The organism is Protofrankia sp. CiP1_Cm_nod4 (assembly GCF_982290645.1).
The window spans coordinates 32,585-33,591 of the sequence record NZ_CEVIVC010000018.1 but is presented as its reverse complement, the minus strand read 5'-3'; the positions used below and the strand labels follow the sequence as shown (position 1 = coordinate 33,591).

At 75.8% G+C, this 1,007-nt stretch carries 1 protein-coding gene; it reads left to right on the top strand.

The annotated features are described in order from the left end of the window. A partial coding sequence (locus AC5LSR_RS05985; RefSeq protein ID WP_493464526.1) for an NUDIX hydrolase occupies positions 1-734 on the top strand: 734 nt, incomplete at its 5' end. Positions 735-1,007 lie beyond the last annotated feature (273 nt).

Below are 1,007 nucleotides of genomic sequence, written 5' to 3'. Positions count from 1 at the left end.
GAACGGACAGCCTGGCCGGGGCCGGCGTGCCCGCCTGGCTCGCGGGCCTGGCGACGGCCCTGCGCACCGCCCATCCCGACCAGCTTTCCTGGACCGGGCTGCACGCGGCCGACGGGCGTCCCGCGGCCGTCCTCATGCTGGTCGGCGACGGCCCCCAGGGGCCCGACATCCTGCTCATCGAACGTGCGGCGAGCCTGCGCAGCCACGCCGGCCAGTCGGCCTTCCCCGGCGGGGCGACCGACCCCACCGACACCTCCCCGGCCGCGACCGCGCTGCGGGAGGCCAGGGAGGAGGTCGGCCTCGACCCGACCGGCGTGCGGCTCCTGGCCACCGGCCCCGCCCTCTACATACCGCCGAGCCACTTCCTGGTGACGCCGGTGCTGGGGTGGTGGCACACACCGTGCCCGGTCGCGCCGGTGGACCCGAGCGAGACGTCCGCGGTCGTCCGGGTACCGATCACCCACCTGGCCGACCCGGCGAACCGGCTGCAGGTCCGTCATCGCAGGACGGGCGCGCTGGGACCGGCCTTCCGCGTCCAGGAGATGTTCATCTGGGGCTTCACCGGCGGGCTGATCGACGCGCTGCTGCGGATGGGCGGCTGGGAGCGCCTCTGGCTGCCCGCCGAACAGGTCGAGTCGCCGGTGACGGGCACCCCGCCGGCACCCACGGTGGACGCCCGGCCGGCGTCCACCTGCCCCGGCCGGGCCTCGGAGCCGACGGACGACTCCGGATGAACCACCCGGACGCACACGCAGCGTCACAACCGTTCGTGGAGACCGCCGGAACCGCAGGCCCGCTCCGGGTGAGCCGCCCCGCGGGCGGTACCGTCAGCCCGGCCGGTGACCAGTCGGGACCTCGGCCCACCGGACGGGCCTCGGCCCACCGGGCGGGCTGCGCGGGCCGAAGTCCCCGGTGCTCCCCGCGACCCACCCAGCTCCACGGACAGATCGATGACAGATCCGCGCCCGGCCCGGACACCAGGGACGACAGTGTTCTTAAGCGGACGG